General features: G+C 60.0%; 19 protein-coding genes. 14 read left to right on the plus strand and 5 right to left on the minus strand.

The genetic code is table 11. The features are described 5' to 3' along the window. Positions 1 to 7 precede the first annotated feature (7 nt). A complete protein-coding gene (locus tag O4H31_RS02100) occupies positions 8 to 979 on the plus strand; it encodes a hypothetical protein (RefSeq protein ID WP_269342315.1) in 972 nt (323 codons plus the stop codon). Between the two features lie 19 nt (positions 980 to 998). Then, entirely contained in the window at positions 999 to 2,558 is a 1,560-nt protein-coding gene (locus O4H31_RS02105; RefSeq protein ID WP_269342317.1) for a phosphate ABC transporter substrate-binding/OmpA family protein, read from the plus strand. A gap of 12 nt (positions 2,559 to 2,570) precedes the next feature. On the opposite strand, the gene radC is transcribed toward O4H31_RS02105, so the two are convergent. From radC to dnaK, 3 genes are all read right to left on the minus strand, one after another. Continuing rightward, entirely contained in the window at positions 2,571 to 3,284 is a 714-nt protein-coding gene (gene radC / locus O4H31_RS02110) for a RadC family protein (RefSeq protein ID WP_236627474.1), read from the minus strand. A gap of 164 nt (positions 3,285 to 3,448) precedes the next feature. Further along, a complete protein-coding gene (dnaJ, locus tag O4H31_RS02115; RefSeq protein ID WP_269342319.1) occupies positions 3,449 to 4,597 on the minus strand; it encodes a molecular chaperone DnaJ in 1,149 nt (382 codons plus the stop codon). A gap of 80 nt (positions 4,598 to 4,677) precedes the next feature. Further along, a complete protein-coding gene (gene dnaK / locus O4H31_RS02120) occupies positions 4,678 to 6,597 on the minus strand; it encodes a molecular chaperone DnaK (protein WP_269342321.1) in 1,920 nt (639 codons plus the stop codon). Between the two features lie 207 nt (positions 6,598 to 6,804). Between dnaK and O4H31_RS02125 the strand changes: the two genes are divergently transcribed. Beyond that, positions 6,805 to 7,407, plus strand: a complete 603-nt coding sequence (locus tag O4H31_RS02125; protein ID WP_269342323.1) for an alpha-ketoglutarate-dependent dioxygenase AlkB family protein — start codon at positions 6,805 to 6,807, stop codon at positions 7,405 to 7,407. 51 nt (positions 7,408 to 7,458) lie between these two features. Here O4H31_RS02125 and O4H31_RS02130 read toward each other — a convergent pair whose 3' ends face one another. Continuing rightward, positions 7,459 to 8,067, minus strand: coding sequence for a COG3650 family protein (locus tag O4H31_RS02130; protein ID WP_269342325.1), 609 nt, complete (start codon positions 8,065 to 8,067; stop codon positions 7,459 to 7,461). After that, entirely contained in the window at positions 8,064 to 8,888 is an 825-nt protein-coding gene (locus O4H31_RS02135) for an ABC transporter permease (protein WP_120349760.1), read from the minus strand. Before O4H31_RS02135 ends, O4H31_RS02130 begins: the two co-directional genes overlap by 4 nt. Positions 8,889 to 9,004: 116 nt before the next feature. On the opposite strand from O4H31_RS02135, the gene cysQ reads away from it, so the two are divergent. The 11 genes from cysQ to O4H31_RS02190 all read left to right on the plus strand — a co-directional run bounded on the left by cysQ (position 9,005) and on the right by O4H31_RS02190 (position 22,283). Continuing rightward, complete coding sequence (gene cysQ, locus O4H31_RS02140) at positions 9,005 to 9,802, plus strand: 3'(2'),5'-bisphosphate nucleotidase CysQ (protein ID WP_269342329.1); 798 nt, start codon at positions 9,005 to 9,007, stop codon at positions 9,800 to 9,802. Next, on the plus strand, positions 9,802 to 10,602 hold the full coding sequence (locus O4H31_RS02145; RefSeq protein ID WP_269342332.1) for a 3-deoxy-manno-octulosonate cytidylyltransferase: 801 nt from the start codon (positions 9,802 to 9,804) through the stop codon (positions 10,600 to 10,602). The genes cysQ and O4H31_RS02145 overlap by 1 nt, the downstream gene beginning before the upstream one ends. Beyond that, positions 10,599 to 11,876: a glycosyltransferase family 2 protein gene (locus O4H31_RS02150; protein WP_269342335.1), complete on the plus strand. Its 1,278-nt coding sequence runs from the start codon at positions 10,599 to 10,601 to the stop codon at positions 11,874 to 11,876. The genes O4H31_RS02145 and O4H31_RS02150 overlap by 4 nt, the downstream gene beginning before the upstream one ends. 60 nt (positions 11,877 to 11,936) lie before the next feature. Continuing rightward, on the plus strand, positions 11,937 to 12,830 hold the full coding sequence (gene galU / locus O4H31_RS02155; RefSeq protein ID WP_067916371.1) for a UTP--glucose-1-phosphate uridylyltransferase GalU: 894 nt from the start codon (positions 11,937 to 11,939) through the stop codon (positions 12,828 to 12,830). Between the two features lie 17 nt (positions 12,831 to 12,847). Beyond that, positions 12,848 to 13,831: a UDP-glucose 4-epimerase GalE gene (galE, locus tag O4H31_RS02160; protein ID WP_269342339.1), complete on the plus strand. Its 984-nt coding sequence runs from the start codon at positions 12,848 to 12,850 to the stop codon at positions 13,829 to 13,831. Further along, complete coding sequence (locus O4H31_RS02165; protein ID WP_269342340.1) at positions 13,824 to 15,020, plus strand: glycosyltransferase family 4 protein; 1,197 nt, start codon at positions 13,824 to 13,826, stop codon at positions 15,018 to 15,020. The genes galE and O4H31_RS02165 overlap by 8 nt, the downstream gene beginning before the upstream one ends. A 68-nt stretch (positions 15,021 to 15,088) precedes the next feature. Then, on the plus strand, positions 15,089 to 16,075 hold the full coding sequence (locus O4H31_RS02170; protein WP_269342342.1) for a glycosyltransferase family 2 protein: 987 nt from the start codon (positions 15,089 to 15,091) through the stop codon (positions 16,073 to 16,075). Further along, positions 16,072 to 17,769, plus strand: a complete 1,698-nt coding sequence (locus tag O4H31_RS02175) for a beta-1,6-N-acetylglucosaminyltransferase (RefSeq protein ID WP_269342344.1) — start codon at positions 16,072 to 16,074, stop codon at positions 17,767 to 17,769. Before O4H31_RS02170 ends, O4H31_RS02175 begins: the two co-directional genes overlap by 4 nt. A gap of 4 nt (positions 17,770 to 17,773) precedes the next feature. Then, positions 17,774 to 19,201 (plus strand): nodulation protein NodH, encoded by a 1,428-nt coding sequence (locus O4H31_RS02180; protein WP_269342346.1) that lies wholly within the window; start codon positions 17,774 to 17,776, stop codon positions 19,199 to 19,201. An 85-nt stretch (positions 19,202 to 19,286) separates the two neighbouring features. After that, positions 19,287 to 19,943: a YczE/YyaS/YitT family protein gene (locus O4H31_RS02185; RefSeq protein WP_269342348.1), complete on the plus strand. Its 657-nt coding sequence runs from the start codon at positions 19,287 to 19,289 to the stop codon at positions 19,941 to 19,943. Between the two features lie 150 nt (positions 19,944 to 20,093). After that, positions 20,094 to 22,283 carry an NADP-dependent isocitrate dehydrogenase gene (locus O4H31_RS02190; protein ID WP_269342351.1) on the plus strand — a complete coding sequence of 730 codons (2,190 nt, stop codon included), beginning with the start codon at positions 20,094 to 20,096 and terminating at the stop codon, positions 22,281 to 22,283. Positions 22,284 to 23,290 lie beyond the last annotated feature (1,007 nt).

Consider the following 23,290-nt stretch of genomic DNA (forward strand, 5'->3'; position numbering starts at 1 on the left):
ACTTGTCATGTGGCGCACTAAAGAAATTCTGACGGCTGTCGGCACTCTCACCTGTGCCGTGGGCATCGGCTATGTCATGCAAAGCTCTGACACGGCGCAGCAGCGTTACGGCGCGGCTGAGGCGCAGCGTCTGGTGGCCGACAATGGCGCGCTGCTCGAAGTTGAGGGCATCACCCTGACCTCTGCCGCGCTGGACAGTCCCATCGCGTTGCCGACGCTGGATGACCGGGTGGTCAAAGCCGCAGCTCCTCAAAGCCTGCCCCCCGCACCTGAGAGCCACAGCACTGCGATCCCCGCGACCTGCGATATCATCGCCACCGCAGACGCCGTGGCCGCCGCGATGGTGAAACTCAGCTTGGATGCGGCTTGTCTGCCGAATGAACGGCTGACCGTGCACCACAACGGCATGATCTTTACCGAAGTCACCGACGACAAAGGACGGTTGTCCGTCTCCGTCCCGGCCCTCGCGGAAGAGGCTGTGTTCATCCTTGCCTTTGGCAATGGTGACGGCGCTGTGGCGCAGACCACCGTGCCCGAATTGTCTGATTTCAACCGAGTCGTGCTGCAATGGAAAGGCACCGCGGGGTTTGAGCTTCACGCCCGTGAGTTCGGCGCGGATTACGGCGATGCGGGCCACGTCTGGTCCGGCGCCCCGCGCGATATAACCGCTGCCGTGCTGGGCGAAGGCGGCTTCATGACCCGCAATGGCGACACCGACACCGCTGAGCCGTTGATGGCCGAAGTCTATAGCTTCCCGGTCGCCAAAGCGGCGCAGGAGGGCGATGTCGCGCTCAGTGTCGAGGCAGAGGTGAGCGAGGCCAACTGCGGGCTTGAGATCGAAGCACAGGCGCTGGAATTGCGTGGCGACGATCCGGTGAAAACCCAGAACTTGACCCTCGCCGTGCCGGAGTGTGATGCGGTTGGCAACTTTCTGGTGTTGAATAATTTGCTCCAAGACCTGAAAGTCGCGCAGAACTGACGCAACCGGGTAGGTCTTGATGAACGGGTTGAAACGTGCGGCGATCAGCGCCGCACTTTTGCTTTTTACGGCAGTTACGGGCGCGGCGCAGGATATCGCGCTGACCTCGCGCGATGGCAGCGTTGAACTCAGCGGCACCTTGCTGGGCTTTGACGGCGAATTCTATCGCGTCGAAACCGACTACGGCGAGCTGACCGTCGACAGCAGTGGCGTGTCCTGCGCCGGGCCGGGTTGCCCCAACCTTGAAGATTTCGTGGCCGAGGTGCGGTTCTCGGGCTCGGCGACCATGGGGGCGGTGCTGATGCCCGCGCTGACCGAAGCCTTCGCGGCGCGGCAGGGCTATACGGTGAACCGCGAAGACGGGGAAGGTGGGCGTTTCGCACTGCTGCTTTCGCGTCAGGATGATGGCAAATTGGCCGCGCGATTTGATTTCCGGGCGACCAACACCAACGAAGGCTTTGCCGATCTTCTGGCGGATGAGGCCGATGTGGTGATGGCCCTGCGCGAAGTGCGCCGCGAGGAGCGGATCAATGCCCGCGAGTTGGGGCTGGGCGATTTGACCGGCGCCAATCGCAGCCGGGTGCTGGCGCTTGATGCGGTGGTGCCTGTGGTTGCCCCGTCCAATCCGGTGAAACAGATCTCGCCGTTGACCTTGGCCCGGGTGTTTTCCGGTGAGATTAAGAACTGGCAGCGCCTAGGTGGGCCGGACGCGCCCATTGAACTGCATCTGCCCACCGCCGACAGCGGCTTGAGCCAAGCCATTGTGGATCAGGTATTAACGCCCGCCGGACTGGAACTGAGCGGCGATGTCACGCGCCACACCATGCCCGACGCGCTGGCAGAGGCGGTCGCGCGAGATGTTTTTGCCCTTGGGATCACCAGCTATGCCGAACAGGGCGGGACCGAGGTGCTGACCCTTGGCGGTAACTGTGGCTTTGCGCTGGATGCCGCGCGGCGCACGATCAAAACCGAAGACTACCCGCTGACCGCGCCGATGTTCCTCTATTTCCCGGCGCGTCGGCTGCCGCTGATCACACGCGAGTTTCTGGCCTTTACCCGCGGCCCTTCAGCGCAGATCGTGATCCGTAGGGCCGGGTTCGTGGATCAGACGCCCGAAGAAATCCCGGTAGAGGAACAGGGCAACCGCTTTGCCAATGCCATTATCACTGCGGGGATCGAAACCCCGCTGGAAGAATTGCAGCGCATGACGGCGACGCTGGTGCCGATGGCGCGGCTGACGACCTCTTTCCGGTTCGAGGCAGGCTCGATCCGGCTTGACGCGCAGTCGCGCTCTAACGTTCAGCAATTGGCGCGGGCGCTGGAGCAGGGGCAATATGACGCGCGGCGGTTGATGTTCGTGGGCTTCAGCGATGGAGAGGGCGTAGCGAGGGCCAACCGCGAGATCGCGCTGCGCCGGGCCGAAGCAGTGCAACGTGCCGTCAGTGCCGCCGCGGTGACCGCCAACCTGTCGCGGATTGATCTGCGGGTAGATGCCTTTGGCGAAGCGATGCCGATTGCCTGCGATGACAGCGATTGGGGCCGACAGGCCAACCGGCGGGTCGAGGTTTGGGTGCGCTGAGGAGCGCGGGCCTTACAGGTGTCCTTCGCTCCGAAAACTTAGCTCGCGCGATTTGCCGATGATCAGGTGGTCATGCAGGGTCAGCCCCAAGGCATCGCAGGCAGCAGCGACTTGTCGCGTCATGTCGATGTCCGATCTTGATGGGCTGGGGTCGCCCGAGGGGTGATTGTGGACAAGGATGATCGCGCTGGCGTTCAGTTCAAGCGCGCGTTTGGCAACCTCGCGCGGATAGACCGGGACATGATCGACCGTGCCTTTCGCCTGTTCCTCATCCGCGATGAGGATGTTCTTTCGGTCGAGGTAGAGAACGCGAAACTGCTCCATCTCGAGATGGGCCATGGTGGTGTGGCAATAGTCCAGCAGAGCGTCCCAAGAGGACACGATATGCCGCTGTAGCACCTTCGCCCGGGCGAGCCGCTGGGCCGCAGCCTCAACGATCTTGAGCTCGACAATCACCGCTTCGCCAACACCTTTGATATCGCGCAGGCGGGCGGCAGGGGCGGTGATGACGCGGTTAAAGTCACCGAACCGGTCCAAAAGTTCGCGCGCCAGCGGTTTCACATCGCGGCGGGGGATGGCGCGGAAAAGGACAAGCTCAAGCATCTCATAATCCGGGATGGCGGCGGCGCCCCCATGGACAAAACGGCTGCGGAGGCGCTGGCGGTGGTCTGCGATATAAGAGGGTTGTTTGCCCGTATTGGACGGCGGTCTGCGCGCTTCGTCCATCAGGAAGGGAAGGGGCTGATCAGCCAAGGTTCTCGGGGCACGGGTCATGACCAGAGTTTTGCGCTAAGGTGGTTAGGATTCGGTTAACAGGGTTTTCACGTCCTATTTACCTTGTGCACCTAGGGTTGCGGGTGAGGCGCGCAATACGCCTCACCCGCAACATTTTAACCCTTCATCGAATCCCAGAAGGATTTGACGGAAGAGAAGAAATTGCTGCTTTCCGGGTTGTTGTTCTGGGCTTCGCCCTCAAACTCCCGCAGCAGTTCTTTCTGCCTGTTGGTCAGGTTCACCGGGGTCTCAACCGCCAGTTCGATGATCATGTCACCGACGCCACCGCCACGCAGCGGCGGCATGCCCTTGCCACGCAGACGCATCTGACGGCCCGATTGGCTGCCTGCAGGGATCTGCACGCGGCCACGGCCACCATCGATGGTGGGCACTTCGATATTGCCACCCAAGGCGGCCGTGCTCATCGACACGGGAACGCGGCAGAACAGGTTCGGCCCGTCACGTTCAAAGAGCTCATGTTCGGCCACCTCGATAAAGATATAGAGATCACCCGACGGCCCCCCGCGCATGCCCGCTTCGCCTTCACCGGCAAGCCGGATGCGGGTGCCGGTTTCGACGCCCGCGGGGATGTTGACCGAAAGCGTGCGCTCTTTCTCAACACGGCCCGCGCCGCGGCATTTCTTGCAAGGATTCTTGACGATCTGGCCCATGCCGGAACAGGTAGGGCAGGTGCGTTCAACAGTGAAGAAGCCCTGCTGCGCGCGGACCTTACCCATGCCCGAACAGGTGGGGCAGGTCGAAGGCTCTGCGCCGCCTTCGGCACCGCTGCCGTCACATGAATCACACTGGACAGAGGCCGGAACGGTGATCGACTTTTGCATGCCCGAGAAGGCATCTTCGAGGGAAATGCGCAGGTTATAGCGCAAATCGGCACCGCGTGCAGCACGGCGTCCGCTGCCGCCCCCACGTTGGCCCATGAAGTCACCGAAGAGATCGTCAAAGACGTCGGAAAAGGCCGAAGAGAAATCGCCCTGACCGCCGCCCATGCCGCCGCCGGGACGCCCTCCGCCCATGCCACCTTCAAAGGCGGCGTGGCCGTAGCGGTCATAGGCCGCTTTCTTGTCGTCGCTTTTCAGCACGTCATAAGCTTCGCCCACTTCTTTGAACTGGGCTTCGGCGTTTGGATTGTCTTTGTTGCGGTCGGGGTGAAGGTCTTTGACCTTGCTGCGGTAGGCCTTCTTGATCTCGTCGGCAGAGGCCCCTTTGGCAACGCCAAGCACCTCGTAGTAGTCACGTTTTGCCATGGGTTATCATGCTCCTGCACTGGAACGTGATGGGCCGGCCCGTCTGACGGACCGGCCCTTTCACAGGTTCCGTTTCACGCTTACGCGCGCTTGTCGTCGTCCAGATCTTCGAACTCGGCGTCGAGGATGTCGTCGTCGCCACCCTGCGATTGCTGAGCATCCGAAGGCTGCGCCGTGTCGTCGTTGCCTTCCTCCTGAGCGTTCTTGTAGATCGCTTCGCCCAGTTTCATGGCCGCTTCGGTGACGTTCTGGATGCCGGATTTGATCTTGTCGGCATTGTCGGTTTCCAGTTCGTCTTTCAGCGCGGCAATGGCCAGTTCGATCGCTTCGACGGTGGTCGGATCGACCTTGTCGGAATGCTCTTCCAGCGACTTTTCGGTCGAGTGGATCAGCGATTCCGCTTGGTTTTTCGCTTCGATCAGCTCGCGACGGGATTTGTCCGCCTCGGCGTTCTCTTCCGCGTCTTTCACCATCTTTTCGATATCCGCATCCGACAGACCGCCCGACGCTTGGATCGTGATCTTCTGCTCTTTGCCGGTGCCTTTGTCGAGCGCGCCCACGGACACGATGCCGTTGGCGTCGATGTCAAAGGTCACTTCGATCTGCGGCATGCCGCGCGGGGCAGGCGGGATGTTCTCAAGGTTGAAGGCACCGAGCATCTTGTTGTCGGCAGCCATCTCACGCTCACCTTGGAAAACCCGGATCGTCACAGCGTTCTGGTTGTCTTCGGCGGTCGAGAAGACCTGAGACTTTTTCGTCGGGATCGTGGTGTTACGGTCGATCAGACGGGTGAAGACACCACCAAGGGTCTCAATGCCCAGCGACAGCGGTGTCACGTCCAGCAGAACCACGTCTTTCACGTCGCCTTGCAGAACACCGGCCTGAATGGCGGCACCAAGGGCCACAACTTCGTCAGGGTTCACACCCTTGTGCGGCTCTTTACCGAAGAATTTGGTCACTTCTTCTGCGACTTTCGGCATACGGGTCATACCACCGACCAGCACGACTTCGTCGATGTCGGAAGCCGAGAGACCGGCATCCTTCAGCGCTGCGGCGCAGGGCTTCATCGACGCTTTGATCAGGTCGCCCACAAGGCTTTCCAGCTTGGCGCGGGTCAGCTTCATCACCATGTGCAGCGGCGAGCCGTCTTTGCCCATCGAGATGAAGGGTTGGTTGATCTCGGTCTGGCTGGACGAGGAAAGCTCGATCTTCGCTTTCTCGGCAGCTTCTTTCAGACGCTGCAGCGCCATCTTGTCTTGCGTCAGGTCAACGCCGTTGGCCTTTTTGAACTCATCGGCAAGGTAGTTGACGATGCGCATGTCAAAGTCTTCACCACCAAGGAACGTGTCGCCGTTGGTGGATTTCACTTCGAAGAGGCCGTCGTCGATCTCAAGGATGGTCACGTCGAATGTACCGCCGCCAAGGTCATAGACCGCGATGGTTTGCGTGTTCTCTTTGTCGAGGCCATAGGCCAGCGCGGCGGCTGTCGGCTCGTTGATGATCCGCAGCACTTCGAGACCGGCGATCTTGCCAGCGTCTTTGGTCGCCTGACGCTGGGCGTCGTTAAAGTATGCGGGCACGGTGATAACCGCCTGCGTGACTTCCTCACCCAGATAGCTTTCTGCGGTTTCTTTCATCTTACCAAGGATGAAGGCCGAGATTTGGCTTGGGGAGTATTTCTCACCACGGGCTTCGACCCATGCGTCGCCGTTGCCGCCATCAATGACGTTGAACGGCATGTTCTTTTTGTCTTTGGCCAGATCCGCATCGTCGTTACGGCGGCCGATCAGGCGCTTAACGCCGAAGACTGTGTTTTCTGGGTTGGTGACCGCCTGGCGTTTCGCCGGCTGGCCGACAAGGCGCTCATCGTCGGTGAAAGCAACGATCGACGGCGTTGTGCGCGCGCCTTCAGCGTTTTCGATCACACGCGGCTGGCTGCCATCCATGATGGCGATACAGCTGTTGGTGGTGCCAAGGTCAATACCGATTACTTTGGACATGTTTCGATCCCTCTTTGAATCTAAGGCGATGACACGAGACGCGGACCCGTTTTGGCATCCTGCCCCGATCTGTTGACATCGAAGACCACGTGCCTTCGACGGTTCGGAGCGTATATAGGGAGGGTATTTGCACCCTGCAACCATTGGCTGGTCAGGATGGTCGCGATTCCGTGATGTTTTTGCCAAACGAGTGAGGAAGAACGAAAAATGACTGCTTTGCGCCTGCGGGGCTTCGATATCCACAAAGAATTTCTGGGAAGAGCGGCCCAGCAGGAGGTGCTGGACGCGGTGCGCGATGTGGTGCGCGAGGCGCCATTCTTTCGCCCCGAAGTCCCGCGCGGCGGGCGCATGTCGGTCCGGATGAGCGCGGCGGGGCGCTATGGCTGGTTCTCGGACCGGCGCGGCTATCGTTACGTCACCGAACATCCCGATGGCCAGACATGGCCCGAGATCCCCGCACCGATTCTGACGATCTGGGACAAGTTGACGGGGTTGGAGCGTCGTCCCGAATGCTGCTTGATCAACTACTACGATGCCGATGCGCGCATGGGGCTGCATCAGGACCGGGATGAGGCGGACTTTCAGTGGCCCGTTGTCTCGGTCTCTCTGGGAGATGATGGGTTGTTTCGGATCGGCAACCTGACGCGCGGCGGCAAGACGGAATCGGTCTGGCTGCAGTCGGGCGATGTGGTGGTGATGGGCGGAGAGGCACGGTTGACCTACCACGGGGTGGACCGGATCAAGCCCGGCACGTCGACGCTGCTGCCCAAAGGGGGGCGGATCAATCTGACGCTTCGGGTGGTGGAGTGACGTTTTCTTTTAAAGAAAACGGAGACGGACTTTTTTGAAAAGTCCGTCGTTTCAGCGGCTGAGCGAACAGCATCCCGTTTGGTGTTGCCAGCCGTCCTTTCCTTGCAGAAGGAGGTCGACAGCAAGCCCATAGGCGCGGTCTGACATGCCGTCACTACAGGCGCGGGTCGACAGTGTGGCGATCGCCGCGCCCTGCGGCCCCTCACCAATCAAATGAAAGCTGTCACGCCGTCCCTGCGCCGCCCCGGACTGCGTGATGCGAAAATTGCGCGGGCTGTCCGCCAATGCATCATAGCTCAGCGTTTCGCCGGTCACGTCGAAGGACCAGAACGGCTCCGTCCCCCCGCAACGCGCCACGGGTGGCATCGCACCATCCCATTGCCCCGGTAGACGTGTGAGGTAGCTTAGAGACACCCAGCCGCTTCCTTCGCCGGTGTTGACCAAGCCCCAGCTATGGTGGTCATCGGGGCGGATCACTTCGATATTTTCAGCGTCGGGCTGGAGGCTGCCGACGATCGGGGCGCTTGCGTCAGGTGCTTGGCGGATGTTTAGCACGTCATCCGCCGCAACGCCGCTGACATCGTAAAGAGCGGGCCATGCCTCCTGCGTTGCCAAGACAGGCAGCGCCCAGAGGCAGAGAAGGACCGCCAGCAGTCTCACCGCCGGGCATTCCAACTGATCGACGCATGGCGGCGGGTATAGAATTCGCCCATCAGCCCGATCATCAAAAGCACCAGACCAACCCAGAGCGGGTATTCCCAACTGCTGTAGCGCGGGTTGTAATTGATGAAGGCAAAGCCGCGCGCCTGATCAATGCTATGAAACAGCGGGTTCCAATCAAACATCGCCAGCATATAGCCGGGCAGAGAGTTGGCGAGGAACATCTTGCCCGAGGCGATCATATTGGCACGTTGATAGACGGTCGAAAAAATTGTCACGAAGGACGGAAACCACGGCTTGATCGCCAGCATCACCAGCCCAAGCGCACAGCCGGTAAACCACGCGGTGAGCATCATCCCGAAAGCGGCAAAGGGCTGATCGATGGAGATCGGGGTCACCGCCACATGGTAAATAAACAAGATCACAAAGAGCGACAGCACCTGAATATAGAGCGACCCGACCGCCGCCGAAGCGATGGCGATGATCGTATTCATCGGGGCGTGCTGCATCATCGGGCTTGCCGGCCCCTCTGACCCGGCGACCGCGCCCAATGCCTTCACATGAGTGAGGTAGAGAAAGATGCCAGACATCAGATAGACAAGAAAATCACCGCGCACAGCTGACCCACGCATCCCGAGGATTGAGAACATCACATAGAAGGCCAGCACGAACATCACCGTTTGCAGCATGTTCATCGCGATGGCGATGAAGGCGTTGTTGTGCTGTTTGCGCACGTTGCGTACCACAGAATGGTAAACCAACTCTGCAATGGAGAGAGCCGAGCCAAAGCCGGATTTCGGCTTTCTGGAAGATTGGAACATGCGCGCGTCCTTGACGAAGCCCTAACGTGGCACGGAATTCTTGCTGTTCCGTTAGCTGCACAGCATAAGGGAAACGGTTAATTGAAGCAACGACAGCCCGCAGGGCCGGAGGCAAAATGGATTACGAGAAATTGGTCGCAGAAATGCGGCGGCTGGCATTGGAGGCCGGGGATAAGATCATGGAGATCTATGGTCAGGATGATTTCGAGGTGAAATCGAAATCCGACGACAGCCCCGTCACCGCCGCCGACGAAGCCGCCGATGCGATCATTTCCAAAGGGCTCCGCGCTGCCTTTCCCGATGTCATGCTGGTCACTGAAGAACAGGCTGCGACCCATACCGCCAAAGGCGATACATTTCTCATCGTTGACCCGCTGGATGGCACCAAGGAATTCGTCCACCGCCGCGGGGATTTCACGGTGAACATCGCGCTGGTCGAAGGCGGCGTGCCGACGCTCGGCGTGGTCTATGCCCCCGCGAAATCCCGGATGTTCTTTACCCAAGCCGACGGTCAATCGGTCGAGGAAACCGGCGCATTCGCCAAAGGGCAGGTGGGTGAGACAAAGGCGATTTCTGTCTCTAATCCAGACAATACGGCCCTGATGGTCGTCGCCTCCAAATCACACCGCGATCAGGCGACCGACGATTACATCGGTAAATACGGCGTGCGGGACATGACCTCGGCAGGGTCGTCGCTGAAGTTCTGTCTGGTCGCGACCGGAGAGGCCGATCTCTACCCGCGTTTGGGCCGCACGATGGAATGGGACACCGCCGCAGGCCATGCGGTGCTGAACGGGGCAGGCGGCGCAGTGGTGCGTTTCGATGACCTCACCCCGCTGGCCTACGGCAAGGAAGATTTTGCCAACCCATTCTTCATCGCCCATGCCCCGGGTGTTGAGTTGAAAGCGGGCTGATGTCTGTTCTGATCGTCATCCCCGCCCGCTATGCCTCCACCCGCTATCCCGGCAAACCGCTTGTGGCCCTCACCGGGGCTACGGGGCAAAAGCAGTCCCTGATTGAGCGCAGTTGGCGTGCCGCCAGCGCGGTTTCGGGCGTTGATCGTGTGGTGGTGGCCACCGACGACGAGCGCATTCGCCATGCCGCAGAAGGTTTCGGCGCCGAGGTCGTGATGACTTCGGAAGCCTGCGCCAACGGCACCGAACGCTGCGCCGAAGCTCATGCCGCGCTGGGCGGGGGCTATGACATCGTGGTCAACCTGCAAGGCGACGCACCGCTAACGCCGCATTGGTTCGTCGAAGGGCTGGTGCAGGGGTTGAAAGATGATCCCAATGCCGAGATTGCCACCCCGGTGCTGCGTTGCGACGGTGCCACGCTGAACAGTCTTTTGGGTGACCGCAAGGCGGGCCGCGTCGGGGGCACGACGGCGGTTTTCGGGGCCGATAATCAGGCGCTCTATTTCTCGAAAGAGGTCGTTCCCTATATCGGAAACCCCTATGCAGAGACTGATATGACCCCGGTTTTCCATCATGTCGGTGTCTATGCCTACCGCCCCGACGCGCTGGCGCGCTACCCCAGCTGGCCTGTCGGCCCCTTGGAGCAGTTGGAGGGGCTGGAACAGCTCCGTTTCCTTGAGAATGGCCGCCCGGTGCTCTGCGCCGAGGTTGAGGCCAAGGGCCGCGAGTTCTGGGAATTGAACAACCCCGAAGACGTGCCGAAGCTCGAAGCTATGATGGCGAAAATGGGTCTGGAATGACCACCACCCCCGTCAGTGCCACGCTGGAAAGCGGCGTGCCTGTCAGCGTCGTGATCGTCAGCCGGGACCGGCCCGAGGCATTGCGGCGCTGTCTGACGGGGGTGGGGCAGCTTCAATATGCCCCTTTCGAAGTCATCGTCGTGGCCGATCCCGCAGGGATCGCCGTGGCCCGCGACATGGCCTTTGCCGAGGCCCTAAAGCTGGTCACTTATGACAGTCCGAATATCTCTGCCGCGCGCAACCTTGGCATCGCCGAGGCCGCGGGGGAGGTCGTGGCCTTTATCGACGATGATGCCGTGCCAGAGCCGCTGTGGCTGCGTCACCTGCTGGAACCTGCGCACCGGCCCGATGTCGCGGCGATGACTGGTTTCGTCCGGGGGAGAAACGGCATCTCGTTCCAATACCGCGCGCGCCAGCTGAACGTTTTGGGAGAGCCGGAAAAGCTTGATGTAGACCCCGAAACGCCCAGCATTCTGCACCCCCCGGCCGGGGGGGCGATCAAAACCGAAGGCACCAATATGGCCTTTCGGCGCGATGTCTTGGTGGAGATGGGCGGTTTTGACCCGGCCTTTCACTACTACCTCGATGAAACCGACCTGAACATGCGACTGGCGCGGGCGGGCCATGCCACCGCAATCGTGCCGCTGGCCGAGGTCCATCACGGTTTCGCCGCCAGTGCGATGCGCAGCGCCAACCGCGTGCCGCGTGATCTTTTCGACATCGGGGCAAGCTGGGCTGTGTTCCATCGCAAACATCTGCCCCCGCAGGACCGTGCCGCCCAATGGGCCCACCTTCGCGCGGCAGAGCGTCGCCGGTTGCTGCGCCATCTGATAAGCGGCGGGTTAGAGCCACGTGATGTTCCCCGTCTGCTGCGCAGACTGGATGAAGGCCACGCCAAGGGGCTGGAGCGCCCCATCGTCAGCACCACCATACCGCGCGTCGCCAACAGCCCCTTTCGCCCCTTTCCCGCCCGCCCGCGGCGCAGCGTAGCGATCTTCACCCGGCCTATAAAACTGGCACGAGACCGGGCAAAAGCTGCAAAACGGGCGCAAGCCGGAGAGATCGTCACCCTGATCAGCCTTTCGCCAACGGCGCTCTACCATCGCGTTGCCTTTGATCCGACCCACGCTATTTGGCTGCAAACAGGTGGAATATACGGAAAATCCGCCCGGGATGACGCGGTTTTTCGCTTAAGGCGGCGGTGTGATCGGCTGAAAAGAGAAGTTAAGCGAGTTGCCAGACAGCGCGGTTTCAGCGATGATCGTAGCCGTTAAAAGACGCAGGTGGATTTACCGTGGCGTTCTGTATTTTTCGAATAAGTTGTAAGGATTAACATGCGCAAGAAGGTAACAAAGGCGGTTTTCCCTGTCGCAGGTATGGGGACACGCTTTCTGCCCGCCACCAAATCGGTGCCCAAAGAGATTATGACCCTCGTTGACCGCCCCTTGGTTCAATACGCAATCGATGAGGCGCGGGCGGCCGGGATCAAAGAGTTCATCTTCGTGACTTCGCGCGGCAAAGGCGCGTTGGAGGATTATTTCGACCACGCCCCGCAGCTTGAGCAGGAGTTGCGTAAAAAGGGCAAAACAGAGCTTCTCGAGACGCTTCAAAGCACCAATATGGACAGCGGTGCGATTGCTTATATCCGCCAGCATAAGGCGCTTGGGCTTGGCCATGCGGTCTGGTGCGCCCGCCGTTTGATCGGCAATGAACCCTTTGCCGTCATGCTGCCTGATGACGTGATCGCGGCGGAAAAGCCCTGCCTCAAGCAGATGGTCGAAGCCTATGAAGAAACCGGCGGCAGCATGGTCGCCGCGATGGAGGTCGAGCCCTCCCGTGCCTCTTCCTACGGCATTCTCGACACCAGCGAAGAGCGCGGCGATATGGTGAAGGTCAAAGCGATGGTAGAGAAACCCGCCGTCGACGAAGCGCCATCGAACCTTGCGGTGATCGGGCGCTATATCCTCTCGCCGAACGTTTTGAAGAACCTCAACAAACTGAAGTCCGGCTCGGGTGGTGAAATCCAGTTGACCGATGCGATCGCCCAAGAGATCGAGCAAGGCCGTGATGTCTATGGTTTCCGGTTCCGCGGGCAGCGTTTCGATTGCGGCTCCAAGGCGGGCTTTCTTCAAGCGACCGTGGCCTTTGGTCTCGCCCGTGAGGAATTGCGCGACGACCTTTCGGCCTATCTGCAAAGTATTTCCCAAATCGACCGGGCCGCGCAGTAAGGTCGGGAAAACGCAAAATGGAAAAGGTATTGGTAACGGGCGGAGCGGGCTATATCGGCTCGCACGCTTGTAAGGCATTGAAAGCGGCGGGCTTTATCCCCGTTACATTTGATAATCTGGTGACTGGCTGGCGCGATGCCGTGAAATACGGCCCCTTTGAGCAAGGCGATCTGCTGGACCGCGCCCGGCTGGATGAGGTTTTTGCGAAACATCAGCCCGTCGCGGTAATGCACTTCGCCGCCCTCAGCCAAGTGGGGGAAAGCATGGCGGAGCCGGGGCTTTACTGGCGCAACAACGTGAACGGCTCCCTCACGTTGATTGAGGCGGCGGTCGCTGCGGGCTGCAAGCAATTCGTCTTTTCGTCGACCTGTGCGACCTATGGCGATCAGGATAACGTGGTACTGGACGAAAACAGCGCACAATATCCGATCAATGCCTATGGGGCGTCCAAACGGGCGATCGAGGACATCCTGCGCGACTTTGAGGCCGCCCATGGGCTCCAGCATGTCATCTTCCGCTATTTCAACGTTGCCGGGGCGGACCCCGAAGGCGAAGTGGGCGAGTTCCATCAGCCAGAGACGCATCTGATCCCGCTGATGCTGGATGCGATTGCCGGAAAACGCGCGGCGCTGACTGTTTTCGGGGATGACTATGACACCCCCGACGGCACCTGTATTCGGGACTATGTGCATGTTTGCGATCTGGTCGATGCCCATGTTTTGGGTCTGAAATGGCTTCAGGACGGGAAGGGCAGCCGCGTGTTCAACCTTGGCACCGGCAGTGGCTTTTCGGTGCGTGAAGTGCTCGACCATAGCCGCGCTGTGACCAATCAAACGGTGCCCCATGAGATCGGCGCGCGCCGTCCCGGGGATTGTACCAAACTTGTGTCAGGCTCTTCCCGCGCGGAAGAGGAGTTGGGCTGGGCGCCCAAGCGCTCGACCTTGGACAAGATGATTGCCGACGCTTGGAAATGGCACCAGACCGGCCATTACGATGGCTGAACCCACCGCGCGACTCTTGGACCTGACGCGCAGTCTGCGACGGGTCGGGCGGGTCGCGACGGGGGTTGATCGGGTCGAACTGGCCTATCTCGCACATCTTCTGACTGGTGACGCGCCGCTCTTTGGAGTGGCGCGCACGGCTTTGGGCTATGTCTTGCTGGACCGTGCTGGGATGCAGGGCTTTCAAGATAGCCTTGAAGGCCGCGTTCCTTGGGGACGGGCAGACCTTCTGTCGCGCTTGCCACGGGGGCGTAGTGTGGCTCTAACACAGGCGGAAAGCGACCTGAGGCGCTTGGCGAGGGGGCGGTGTCTGCCTGCCGGGTTGCCCTCACTGCTCTCGCGGCATCTGCCACCGGGCTTTGCCTATCTTAACGTTGGTCACAGCAATCTGACGGACCGGGTTCTGGGCGCCGTGAAAAAGGCGCAGGGACGGATTTCGGTTCTTATCCATGATGTGATTCCGCTGGACCATCCCGCCTACCAACGTCCCGGCACGGTCGCGCCGTTTCGGGCCAAGATTGACCGGGTGTCTGCGCAGGCCGATCTGGTGATCTACAACTCGCAGGACACGCGCCGGCGCAGCGAGGCGCAGATGCGGGGGCGGAATCCCCCTGCCGTTGTCGCGCATCTGGGTCTTGATCTGCCTGCGCCCGATGGCGGTGAACTGCCTGCGGGCCTGCCGCCAAAGCTTCCCTATTTCGTCGTTGTAGGCACTATCGAGCCGCGCAAGAACCATGGTTTCTTGCTGGACCTATGGCAGCAGATGGGCCCTAGCGCGCCGCTGCTGCTGATCTGCGGCGCTCGGGGGTGGAACAACAGCGCGGTCTTTGACCGACTTGATCGGCTGATTCCGGGCGGCCCTGTGCGCGAGTTCTCAAGCCTCAGCGACGCCGGATTGGCCGCATTGGTTCAGGGCGCGGCGGGGATGCTTTTTCCCAGCCATGCAGAGGGGTTCGGCCTGCCCCCGGCCGAGGCGCTGAGCCTTGGATCGCGTGTTTTATGCAACGATTTACCAGTGTTGCACGAGGTCTTGGGCGACAAAGCCGTTTACGCGGCCCTGAGCGAGCCCTATTCATGGATTAGAACAATCGAAGAATGGGCCGCATCTGTGCCAGACCCGCGCCCCGCGACGACTTTTATCGCGCCAACATGGGCCGAACACTTCAAGACCGTGTTAAAGTCGACGTGATAGCGCGGTAGAGAAGCGGTCACATCCGATAGGTAAGGGGCGGTTTGGGCTTAATTCAGTCATATCGGTTGCGACTGCAACGCAAGCGCTGGCGCATCCGCGCCTTCCGCAAACGGCGGGAGCTTACCCGCGTGGCGAACCGCACCGCCCAGATCAAACGCGACGATATCCTTGTGTTCTGCACGCAGCGCAACGAACGCATCCGGCTGCCCTATTTCCTGAAATACTACCGTGAGATGGGTGTCGGGCATTTCTTCTTCGTCGATAACGACAGCACGGATGGCTCGCTCGACTATCTTGCCGAGCAACCCGATGTGTCGGTCTGGAGCGCCAAGGCCAGCTACAAGCGCGCGCGCTTCGGCGTCGACTGGCTGAACTGGCTGCAGATGAAATACGCCCATGGCCATTGGGCGCTGACAGTCGATCCCGATGAGTTTCTGGTCTACCCCTTCTGCGACACGCGGCCCCTGCGGGCGCTGACCGATTGGCTTGATGCGTCGTCGATCAAAAGCTTTTCCGCGATGTTGCTGGATATGTATCCCAAAGGGCGGCTTGACGAAGAACCTTACCAAGCGGGCCAAAATCCGATTGAGATTGCGTCGTGGTTCGACAGCGGCAACTACACCATTTCGCGCAATCGGCGGTTTGGAAACCTCTGGATTCAGGGCGGGCCACGGGCGCGGGTGTTCTTCCCCGATGAACCCGCCAAGGCCCCTGCGTTGAACAAGGTGCCGCTGGTCAAATGGGATCGGCGCTATGCCTATGTCAGCTCGACCCATATGCTGCTGCCGCGTGGGCTTAATCAGGTCTATGACGAATGGGGCGGTGAGAAAGCCTCGGGCGTGCTACTTCATACCAAGTTCCTCGACACCTTCGGTGCCAAAGCGGCGGAGGAGTTGCAGCGCAGCGAGCATTACGCGGCTTCGGTCGAATACAAAGCCTATGCCGCGCAGCTAAAGGACGATCCGCAGCTTTGGTGCAAGTGGTCAGAGCGGTACATCAACTGGCGTCAGCTTGAGATCCTCGGCCTCATGTCAAAGGGGAATTGGGCATGAGCGTTGGGATCATCATGTTGGTGCACAACGCTTTTGACCGGGCCGAGCAGGTCGCGCGCCATTGGGCCGCTGCGGGGTGCCCGGTGGTGATCCATATCGACAAGGCCGTGCCCCGGCGGGCGCATGATGCTTTCGTGGCGGCACTCTCTGACCTGAAGGATGTGCATTTCAGCCCCCGCAAACGCTGCGAATGGGGCACTTGGGGGATCGTTGCCGCCTCGCAGGGGGCGGCGGAATTAATGCTCTCGCGCTTTCCCAAAGTGGCTCATGTCTATCTGGCCTCGGGTTCCTGCCTGCCGCTGCGCCCGGTGCAGGAATTGATCGACTATCTTGAGGACCGCCCCCAGACCGATTTCATCGAAAGCGCCACCACGGCGGATGTGCCATGGACCGTGGGGGGGCTGGATGAAGAGCGGTTTACCCTGCGTTTCCCCTTCTCATGGCGGCGCAACCGCTATCTGTTTGACCGCGCGGTCGAGGTGCAGCGCCTGCTGCGGCTGAAGCGCCGGATGCCGCGCGGGATCGTGCCGCATATGGGCTCGCAATGGTGGTGCCTGACCCGGCGCACCCTGTCGGCGATCCTGCAAGACCCCGACAGGCCGACCTACGACAAGTTCTTTCGCCACGTCTGGATCCCGGACGAAAGCTATTTCCAGACCCTTGCACGGCTTTATTCCAGCAAGATCGAAAGCCGCTCGCTGACCCTGTCCAAGTTCGATTTTCAGGGCAAGCCGCATATCTTTTACGACGACCACCTACAGCTATTGCGCCGTTCGGATTGCTTTGTCGCACGCAAGATTTGGCCCCATGCGGACAGGCTCTATGATGCCTTCCTGACTGACTCTGCCGGTGCGATGAAAAAGACCGAGCCGAACCCCGGCAAGATCGACCGCATCTTTGCCAAGGCGGTGGAGCGGCGCACCCGTGGCCGCGCCGGGCTCTATATGCAAAGCCGCTTTCCCAACGAGGATTGGGAGAATGGTGTCACCGCCGCGCCTTACTCGGTATTTCAGGGTTTTACCGAGATTTTCGAGGATTTCGAACATTGGCTGAGCCGTGCTAGTGGGGCGCGCGTGCATGGGCATCTCTTTGCGCCCGACCGGGTGCATTTCGCCGAGGGGCAGGCCACGCTGAACGGTGCCTTGTCGGACAATCCGGTGCTGCGCGATCACAATGCCAGTGCGTTCCTGACCAACTTGATCTGGAACACCCGTGGCGAACGCCAGTGTTTCCAGTTCGGCCCAATGGATACCCAAGACGTCAATTGGCGCGTGGCCAGAGACCCTAACGCACAGATTTCGGTCATCACCGGCGCTTGGGCAGTGCCGCTGTTCCGCTCAAACCTTGATTTTGCTGATATTCGCCGTCTTGCTGCAAAGCTGCAAAAAACGGAAAGCACGCATATGGATGTGCTGCGTTCACCCCATGCCAAAGCGCGCGTGCGGATCTGGAAGATGTCTGAATTCATCGAAGCGCCGATGGAGCCTTTACAGGGCATATTGGATGAGATTGGCCGTACCCGTCTGCGCCGCCTGTCAGAAGCGCCGCGCATGGTTGATTTGACCGGTTTTGGCCAATTCCTTCAGAACCTCAAGAACCAAGGTATGCATCCCTATTTGGTCGGCGATTTCCCCGTCGCCCGCGGGGTGACTGGCGATGCCAAACCCGCTCCCAAACCCTATCTGGTGAAATAACCCCATGAACGACAAATTCGACAGTTTCGTGGTCTTTGCTGAGATGCGAACCGGGTCCAACTTTCTGGAAGCGAACCTAAACGCTTTCGCGGGGATCGCTTGTCATGGAGAGGCCTTTAACCCTTTCTTCATGGGCTATCCTAAAAGTGAGCCGATCCTTGGCGTCGATCAGGCCACGCGGGACGAAAACCCCAAAAAGCTGCTCTCCGCCATCCGGGGTCAACAGGATGCCTTGGGCGGTTTTCGGTATTTCCACGATCATGACCCGCGCGTCTTTGATACCATTATCAAAGACCAGCGCTGCGCGAAAATCGTGCTGACCCGCAATCCGGTCGACAGCTACGTGAGTTGGAAGATCGCGCAGGCGACGGGGCAGTGGAAGCTGACCGACATGAAGGCGCAGAAGGTGGCGCAGGCGGTCTTTGACGCTGACGAGTTCAGCGCCCATTTGGATGCCTTGCAGCGCTTTCAGATCACCCTGCTGAACCGCTTGCAGACTTCGGGCCAGACGGCGTTTTATGTAGCCTACGAAGACCTGCAAAGCGTCGAGGTGATGAACGGGCTTGCGCGCTACCTCGGTGTGGATGAGCAGTTGGAAGCGCTGGACAAGAACCTCAAGAAACAGAACCCCAGCCCGATATCGGCCAAGGTCATCAACTATGACGAGATGCTGGAGGCGCTGGCGCGGTTGGATCGCTTCGATTTGACCCGAACCCCCAATTTCGAGCCACGGCGCGGGCCGAACGTGCCTTCTTACGTGGCGGCGGCGACCAGCGGGTTGATCTATCTGCCGATCAAATCCGGGCCGCAGGATCAGGTGCTGGATTGGCTTGCCGCCCTTGATGGTGTCCCGCGCGAGGCGCTGCGCGATAAGATGTCGCAAAAAGAACTGCGCCAGTGGAAACGCAAAACACCGGGGCATCGTGGCTTTACCGTGCTGCGCCATCCCGCCCGACGGGCGCATGATGCTTTTTGCCGCCACATCCTGACCACGGGCGAGGGCAGCTATCGCCAATTGCGCAACACGCTGATGCGCCGCTACAAGATGCCGCTGCCCAAGGACGGCCCCGATGCAGCGTATGACCGGGATGCACATCGCACTGCCTTTGTCGCCTTTTTAAAATTTCTCAAAGGCAATCTGGCCGGTCAGACGTCGATCCGGGTGGATGCGGCATGGTGCTCTCAGGCCCAAGCCATCGCGGGGTTCGGAGAGTTCTGCCTGCCGGATCGCATCATCCGCGAAGAGGAACTGGCCAGTGAACTGCCCGCTTTGGCCGCGGGCCGAGGTCATGTGACCACCCCTGCCGTGCCTGCGGCGGCGGAACCCGGTCCCTTCACGCTTGCCGATATCTATGACGATGAGATCGAGGCGCTGACGGCGGATGCCTATCAGAAAGATTACATGACTTTCGGCTTCACCCGCTGGCGCTAAGTTGGCGGTGGATTGACCTTGCTGGGTTTGGCGTAAACTGGAACAAGGATGCATCCTGAATGCATCGCCAAAGGTCGCGCCGCCCGTGAGTTTCCTGTCTGTCACCTCTGTTCCGACATTGCGCTGGAGTTCGCCCAAGGCGTTCACCCTCAAGCCGCCCTTTGCCTCGATGGTGTTTCTGATCCTCGGGCTGGTCATGTTCGGCTTGGGCGAAGCGCTTTTGGTCAAGGCGGGCGTCGGTGTCAGCCCTTGGACCGTCTTTGCCGAAGGGGTGACCAACATCACGGGTTGGAGCCTTGGGCTTGCCACGTTCCTTATCAGCGCCACGGTGCTGCTACTTTGGATCCCGCTGCGCCAGACGCCGGGCATCGGCACCATTCTGAACGCGGTGATCGTGGCGCTGGTACTGGAATATGCGTTGCCGATCCTGCCCCGCTTTGACAGCTATCTCGCCAATGTGGCGCTGGCGCTGACCGGCGTCTTCGTGACCGGCTTTGGCGGCGCGATCTATCTTGTGGCAAACCTCGGCCCCGGCCCGCGCGATGGGCTGATGACGGGGCTGCAGCGGGTGACGGGCAAACCCATCGCGCTGGTCCGGATGAGCATCGAATTATCGGTCGTGGCGATTGGCTGGGCCTTGGGCGGGACGCTGGGCCTTGGCACGCTGCTTTTCGCGGTCGGCATCGGTCCGGCCATGGCGATTGGGATGCAGATTCTGCAACTGCGCAGCGTGGCGCGCTAGGCAGCAGCGCGCGGGTTGCGGTAGGTGGCCCGTCTAAAAGGCTGAAATCCGCTTTTTCCTGAAACGACCCTACCGCATACTGCGGTATACCGTCGACCTTCGCCGCCTCTTCCGCTATCAGGGCAGCAAATGCAGCAATTTGGAGCAATCATGTCCGATATCATCTACACCAAAGTTGACGAAGCGCCGGAGCTGGCCTCTGCGTCGCTGTTGCCGATCATCAAGAAATTCGCCGAAGCCGCCGGTGTGAGCGTCGGCACGAAAGACATCAGCCTTGCAGGCCGCATCCTTGCGACCTTCCCCGAGCATCTGACCGAGGAACAGCGTCAGTCCGACGATCTGGCCGAACTGGGCCGTCTGGTAAAGACGCCCGAGGCCAATGTCATCAAGCTGCCGAACATCTCTGCCTCCGTGCCGCAGCTGGTCGCCGCGATCAAAGAGCTTCAGGCCCAAGGCTATGCGCTGCCCGACTACCCCGAAGAGCCGAGCACAGACGAAGAAAAAGCCGTGCGCGCGAAATATGACGGCATTAAAGGGTCCGCCGTGAACCCGGTCCTGCGCGAAGGCAACTCTGACCGCCGCGCAGCCAAGGCCGTCAAAAGCTTTGCCCAGTCCAACCCGCACCGCATGGGCGACTGGAAGTCGGACAGCAAGACGCATGTATCGTCGATGTCCGGCAATGATTTCTTCTCTAACGAAGTTTCGGCCACGCTCGACGCCGCGAGTGGCGCAAAGATCGTGCTAGAAACGGCGGATGGTGAGACGGTGCTGAAAGACGGGCTTGAGTATCCTGCGGGCACCGTGGTTGACGCGACCTTCATGAGCGCTGCGGCCCTCAAAGAATTCCTCAACACCCAGATCGAGAAAACCAAAGAAGACGGCATTCTCTTCTCGCTGCACCTCAAGGCCACGATGATGAAGGTCTCTGACCCAATCCTTTTCGGCCACGCGGTTAAAGCCTATCTTGCACCGGTGTTTGAAAAGCACGGGCAAAAGCTCAAGGAACTTGGTGTGAACCCCAATTCCGGCCTCGGCGATCTGCTGGAGCGCGTGAAGGGCGAGAGCGAGATCATGGCCGACATCAACGCCTGCATGGAAGACCGTCCGCCGATGTATATGGTCGATTCCGACAAGGGCATCACCAATCTGCATGTGTCGTCCGACGTCATCATCGACGCTTCGATGCCCGCGCTGATCCGCGCCGGCGGCAAAGGTTGGGGCCCGGACGGCAAGGAACACGATGCCAACTGCGTGATCCCCGACAACTCCTATGCGCCGGTCTATGACGAGGCGATCAACTTCTTCAAAGAGAACGGCAAGCTTGACCCAGCGACCGCAGGCACGGTGCAGAACATTGGCCTGATGGCGCAAAAGGCCGAGGAATACGGCTCTCACCCCACCACGTTTGAACTGGCCGAGACGGGCACCGTCAAGATGATCCTCGACGACGGCACCGTGCTGCACCAGCACAAGGTCGAAGCAGGCGATATCTGGCGTTCCTCTTCCGCGCGTAAAGCGCCGATTGAGGATTGGGTGAACCTCGCCATCTCGCGTCAAAAGGCCGAAGGCTGCCGGGCGATCTTCTGGCTGGACGAAAGCCGCGCCCATGACGCCGAACTGATCTCCTACGTGAAGCCGATCCTTGAGGCCCAAGGCGTGGTCGACAAGTTCGAGATCATGGCCCCACGCGAAGCCACCCGCGCCTCGCTTGAGACGATCACCAAAGGCGAGAACACGATTGCCATCACCGGCAACGTGCTGCGCGATTACCTGACCGACCTTTTCCCGATCTTGGAACTGGCCACCTCTGCCAAGATGCTGTCGATCGTGAAGCTGATGAACGGCGGCGGTCTGTTCGAAACCGGCGCGGGCGGTTCGGCCCCCAAACACGTGCAGCAGTTGGTCGAAGAAAACCACCTGCGGTGGGACAGCCTTGGCGAGTTCTGCGCGCTTGGCGAAAGCTTGATGTTCCTCGCCGACGCACGCGGCAACGAGAAGGCGCGCGTGTTGGGCAAAGCGGTCGAGACCGCGACGCAGGGCATCCTCGACAATGGCCGCTCCCCCTCGCGCAAGGTGGGTGAGCCCGACAACCGCGACAGCCACTATTGGTTCGCGCGCTACTGGGCAGAAGCGGTGGCCGCGCAGGGTGATGATGCGGAACTCGCCGCGGAGTTCGCGCCCATCGCCAAAGAGCTTGCCGCCAAGGAAGCTGACATCCTTTCCGAGCTTGCTGCGGCCCAAGGTGCTGCTGTCGATCTTGGTGGCTACTACCACACCGACGCCGAGAAAACCGCCCGCGTGATGCGCCCCTCCGAGACGCTGAATGGCATCATCGGGTAATTTGCCTGATATAAACAAATCCGCCGCGTAGCTGTCTGGGCTACGCGGCGGATATCCGTTTCAAGAATTTGAGCAGAGCGAAAGCGCGTCTTTGCGCCCACCTATACCCCTGTAGGCGCGCGCGTAATCTTTCGCACCACCTCTTTTGATTTCAATGAGTTGAGGCATCTTTGCGCACATAGACTTTCGTCAATTTAGCACATAGTTTTTCGCGCCTGACCGTTGCGAGAGAAAACCGACGCTTCATCTCACTTCTGTCCGAACTTACATTGTTTCTTGCAGCTCATGAAGAACAAATGGTGGCCTAAGTTTGACCTCAGCGGTTCTCAATAATTAGTCGCTATATCCTGTCCCGACGAGCCGAAAGGCTCAGGATGGCCTATTCAAAGCCCCCGATGGCTTCCCGTCCGAAGTTTGCGCAGTGGTATCCATTGACCCTTTTTTAGGTTATGCTTCGGGCCAGTTTCCACAAGCCATTGAGGGTCGAGCTGTTGCAGGTAGTCGCACTACCAACCTTTTCAGGCGTGCGCATGCATCGACAGTGGCTACGAGAAAGCATAATGGCATGGCAAACATATATACCTCGGAAGTCATCGTTGCCAGCGGCCTCATAGGCGTCAGCGCTATAGTGATTGTGGCAAGCCTTCTGGTATCGCTTCCGCGAAAAAACAAAAGGCCAAGAATTGACCTCGAGGCCGCCGTCCGGAATGCGCCTTATCACCGCCTGACAGAGGTCGGCATCAATGTGTCGCCTGCACCGAGGAATGAATAGGCTCTTCATCAATGGGTTAGCCGAAAGAAACTCCGTCACTCAACAGCACGAAGCGTGAAGTTTTCGTGTTATCCTTCTGAGGTAAGACCTGACCGGTCTCCTAAGGCGGGAAGGGAGTTACAGACAAAATTGTTCTTTGTCTGTAACTGTCGGACGGCGAAAGTTCCACGCCATGATCGCGCGTATCTTGGCACCGAATAAGACGGCATGCAGGAGTGGATCTTCTGGCGGGACA

The organism is Sulfitobacter dubius (assembly GCF_027214245.1).
Taxonomy (GTDB): Bacteria; Pseudomonadota; Alphaproteobacteria; order Rhodobacterales; family Rhodobacteraceae; genus Sulfitobacter; species Sulfitobacter dubius_A.

Bases quoted from the DNA above. Each gene is read 5' to 3' on its own strand.
- O4H31_RS02100 (WP_269342315.1), top strand. From the start codon at position 8: ATGTGGCGCACTAAAGAAATTCTGACGGCTGTCGGCACTCTCACCTGT.
- O4H31_RS02105 (WP_269342317.1), top strand. From the start codon at position 999: ATGAACGGGTTGAAACGTGCGGCGATCAGCGCCGCACTTTTGCTTTTT.
- radC (WP_236627474.1), bottom strand. From the start codon at position 3,284: ATGGACGAAGCGCGCAGACCGCCGTCCAATACGGGCAAACAACCCTCT.
- dnaJ (WP_269342319.1), bottom strand. From the start codon at position 4,597: ATGGCAAAACGTGACTACTACGAGGTGCTTGGCGTTGCCAAAGGGGCC.
- dnaK (WP_269342321.1), bottom strand. From the start codon at position 6,597: ATGTCCAAAGTAATCGGTATTGACCTTGGCACCACCAACAGCTGTATC.
- O4H31_RS02125 (WP_269342323.1), top strand. From the start codon at position 6,805: ATGACTGCTTTGCGCCTGCGGGGCTTCGATATCCACAAAGAATTTCTG.
- O4H31_RS02135 (WP_120349760.1), bottom strand. From the start codon at position 8,888: ATGTTCCAATCTTCCAGAAAGCCGAAATCCGGCTTTGGCTCGGCTCTC.
- cysQ (WP_269342329.1), top strand. From the start codon at position 9,005: ATGGATTACGAGAAATTGGTCGCAGAAATGCGGCGGCTGGCATTGGAG.
- O4H31_RS02145 (WP_269342332.1), top strand. From the start codon at position 9,802: ATGTCTGTTCTGATCGTCATCCCCGCCCGCTATGCCTCCACCCGCTAT.
- O4H31_RS02150 (WP_269342335.1), top strand. From the start codon at position 10,599: ATGACCACCACCCCCGTCAGTGCCACGCTGGAAAGCGGCGTGCCTGTC.
- galU (WP_067916371.1), top strand. From the start codon at position 11,937: ATGCGCAAGAAGGTAACAAAGGCGGTTTTCCCTGTCGCAGGTATGGGG.
- galE (WP_269342339.1), top strand. From the start codon at position 12,848: ATGGAAAAGGTATTGGTAACGGGCGGAGCGGGCTATATCGGCTCGCAC.
- O4H31_RS02165 (WP_269342340.1), top strand. From the start codon at position 13,824: ATGGCTGAACCCACCGCGCGACTCTTGGACCTGACGCGCAGTCTGCGA.
- O4H31_RS02175 (WP_269342344.1), top strand. From the start codon at position 16,072: ATGAGCGTTGGGATCATCATGTTGGTGCACAACGCTTTTGACCGGGCC.
- O4H31_RS02180 (WP_269342346.1), top strand. From the start codon at position 17,774: ATGAACGACAAATTCGACAGTTTCGTGGTCTTTGCTGAGATGCGAACC.
- O4H31_RS02190 (WP_269342351.1), top strand. From the start codon at position 20,094: ATGTCCGATATCATCTACACCAAAGTTGACGAAGCGCCGGAGCTGGCC.